This is a genomic window from Burkholderia sp. Cy-637 (assembly GCF_011753175.1).
In the GTDB taxonomy this organism is placed as follows: domain Bacteria; phylum Pseudomonadota; class Gammaproteobacteria; order Burkholderiales; family Burkholderiaceae; genus Burkholderia; species Burkholderia gladioli.
In genome coordinates this window covers 1-3,113 of record NZ_VWWC01000325.1, presented here as the reverse complement: position 1 = coordinate 3,113, position 3,113 = coordinate 1, and the positions used below count along the sequence as shown (strand labels likewise).

3 protein-coding genes are annotated in these 3,113 nt (G+C 69.0%); 2 read left to right on the top strand and 1 reads right to left on the bottom strand.

The window, feature by feature from the left end:
* Positions 1–1,602, bottom strand: a 1,602-nt coding sequence (locus tag F3J10_RS35070) for a hydantoinase/oxoprolinase family protein (protein ID WP_275691725.1), incomplete at its 3' end; no start/stop codon positions are given.
* A 682-nt stretch (positions 1,603–2,284) separates the two neighbouring features.
* On the opposite strand from F3J10_RS35070, the gene bcsD reads away from it, so the two are divergent.
* Complete coding sequence (gene bcsD, locus F3J10_RS35065; RefSeq protein ID WP_025099181.1) at positions 2,285–2,740, top strand: cellulose biosynthesis protein BcsD; 456 nt, start codon at positions 2,285–2,287, stop codon at positions 2,738–2,740.
* A 70-nt stretch (positions 2,741–2,810) separates the two neighbouring features.
* Positions 2,811–3,113: cellulose biosynthesis protein BcsP (bcsP, locus tag F3J10_RS35060; protein ID WP_275691724.1), on the top strand; the 303-nt coding region annotated here is incomplete at its 3' end.

The following is a 3,113-nucleotide window of genomic DNA, read 5'->3' as shown; positions in this document are numbered from 1 at the left end:
CCGCGCGAACACGGCCGCCAGCGCGGCGGGCGTGCCGGCCTCGAGCGGCGCCTCGACGGCATGCTCGCGCAGCACGCGCAGGTCGGCCAGGCCCATGCCGAAGGCCGACAGCACGCCCGCGAAGGGGTGCAGCACGATGCGCCGCATGCCGAGCTGGTCGGCCACCGCGCAGGCGTGCTGGCCGCCCGCGCCGCCGAAGGCGCACAGCGCGTAGTCGGCCAGGTCGTGGCCGCGCTCGACCGAGATGGTCTTGATGGCCTGCGCCATGTTGTCGACGGCCACCGCCAGGAAACCTTCGGCCACCGCCTCGCCGCTCATCGCGCGGCCGGTCTCGCGCTCGATGCGGCGCGCCAGTTCGGCAAATTTGGCGCGCACGATCGTCACGTCGAGCGGCAGGTCGCCCCGGCTGCCGAACACATGCGGGAAGTGCGCCGGCTGCACGCGGCCCAGCATCACGTTGCAGTCGGTCACGGTCAGCGGGCCGCCGTTGCGATACGAGGCGGGGCCCGGGTAGGCGCCTGCCGATTCGGGGCCGACCTTGAAGCGGCCGTGCTCGAAGCTGCAGATCGAGCCGCCGCCGGCCGCCACGGTGTGGATGTCCATCATCGGCGCGCGCACGCGCACGCCGGCCACGCGCGTCTCGAACACGCGCTCGTAGGCGCCGTCGTAATGCGCCACGTCGGTGGAGGTACCGCCCATGTCGAAGCCGATCACGCGGCGCTCGCCGGCCGCCTCGCTGGTGCGCACCGCGCCGACGATGCCGCCGGCCGGCCCCGACAGGATCGCGTCCTTGCCCTGGAAGCGCGCGGCGTCCACCAGCCCGCCGCTGGACTGCATGAACATCAGGCGCACCTCGCCGGTGTGCTCGGTGACGCGGTTCACGTAGTCGCGCAGCACCGGCGACAGGTAGGCGTCCACCACCGTGGTGTCGCCGCGCCCGACCAGCTTCATCAGCGGGCTGGCCTGGTGGCTCACCGAGATCTGCGCGAAGCCGCATTCGCGAGCCAGCTCGGCCACCCGCAGCTCGTGGGCCGGGAACCGGTAGCCGTGCATCAGCACGATCGCGATCGCCTCGATGCCGGCCTCGCGCGCCGAGCGCAGCGCGCGGCGCGCGCCGTCCTCGTCGAGCGCGCGCAGCACGCGGCCCTGCGCGTCGACGCGCTCCCCGATCTCGGCCACCCGCTCGTACATCTGCGCCGGCAGCTCGATATGGCGCGCGAAGATGTCGGGGCGCTCCTGGTAGCCGATCCGCAACTGGTCGGCGAACCCGGCCGTGATCGCCAGCAGGGTGCGCGCGCCCTTGCGTTCGAGCAGCGCATTGGTGGCCACCGTGGTGCCCATCTTGATCACCTCGATGCGCTCGCGCGGCAGCGGCTCGCCAGGGCCGATGCCGATCAGCTCGCGGATCCCCTGCACCACCGCGTCGCGATAGCGCTCCGGGTTGTCCGACAGCAGCTTGTGGGTGAGCAGCCGGCCGTCGGGCCGGCGCGCGACGATGTCGGTGAAGGTGCCGCCGCGATCGACCCAGAACTGCCAGCGGCCGTCGTCGACGGGCTCGGCTTGCGACGAGGGGACCTGCGCGGATTGCTGCGTGACTTCCATGACTTCATCTCCGAGGGCTGCCGGCCGGCGGGCGCGGCATGCCGTGTTGTGCTGGCCGGATTGTCGGCGCGGCATCGGAAGCGAGTCGATGAAGAAAAATAAATCCGCCGTATAACGAAATGCTATTCGCGGCGATAATCGCGCCCGGACGCGCCGCCGCCGCGGCGCTCGCGAGGCGGCCGGGCGCGCGGCGCCGGTACCGACCGGTCCGTCGTCGGGCCGACCGGTCATACCACCGAGCCGCACACGCGCGACGTGTCGCGCTGCATGCGAAGCGGGCGGGATCGATTGTCGACAATCGGCATTGCCTCGCTGAAAGCCCATTTTTTACCGCTCATTTTGAAGCGGCGGAAGGAAGTTTCCATTCCTGTAACAAACGGTGGCCGATCCTGCGCGATGATGGCCTCGCTCGCACCAGTGCCGGTGCTGGCGTGGCTCGGACCCGGTCTCGAACAGTCGACGCGAAGTGCCCATCGCGCGCTGTAATGACTTTGTCATCTCGATGCATCAACCACGGAATTACCGGAAAAATTCGCCGGGAAATTCGACTCGTCATTGACGGAGTTTGCTAATGGATTTGATGCAAGCGATACTTAAAAAATTTGCCGTTTGTGCCTGCTAGTTTTGGAGCCGGGCACTCACGCGCCCGGATTTCTTCAGATTTATCGTGCGAGCGCCGTTCATGCCGACTGCCGTTGATTTCCTGCTCGAGCAGAATCTTTCCTCCCAATGGCGTGGTTTCCTGCGCGCGCTGGCCGAGGAATTCGAATCGCAACTGAGCCCCGACGAACTGCGTCACTTAATGTTTCGCGTCGGATGCCGTTATGCGGGGGAGCACGCGCTCGCCCCCTGCGAATCCACCGCCGATCTCGAGCATGCCCTGAACCTGCACTGGGCCTCGGTCCGCTGGGGATACGTGGAGTTGTCGGACCAGGGCAGCCACCTGCGCATCGTCCACTGCGGCGCGCCGATCGCGGCCTTCGGCAACGGCGCCCTGGCCTGGATGCCGGCCTTCCTGCAAGGCAGCTACCAGACCTGGCTCGACGCGATGGGGGCAAGCCAGCTCACGGTCGTGCAATCGGGCAGCGAGGACGACGGGTTCGCCGTCGAATTCCTGCTGACCTCCGAGACGGTCTGAACGCCGCCGCGGCGCGTAGCCGGCCAACAGCCGGGCCGCTCGCGGCCGGCTCACTGGATTCACGGAACACATGAACACCTCGCGCGATGTCAAAGCCCTCTTCGACCGGTTCGGCGGAGATGCAAGCAGTTACCAGGAAATCCGGATGGAGAACGAAGCCCTCGATGCGCGCCGCCGCTGGCCGCTGCTCGGCATGATCGATCCGCGCCAGGCCGAACTGGCGGCCGCCTCCGCCCAGCCCGGCCAACCCGACGAGGCGCGCGCGGCGGCATCGCCGGCCGAGGCCGGCTCGCGCGGCAAGGCCGCCACGCAGAATCGCACCCACGCGGTGTTGCGCAGCACCGCGCCGCTGTTCACGCGCTCGCCGCGCCGC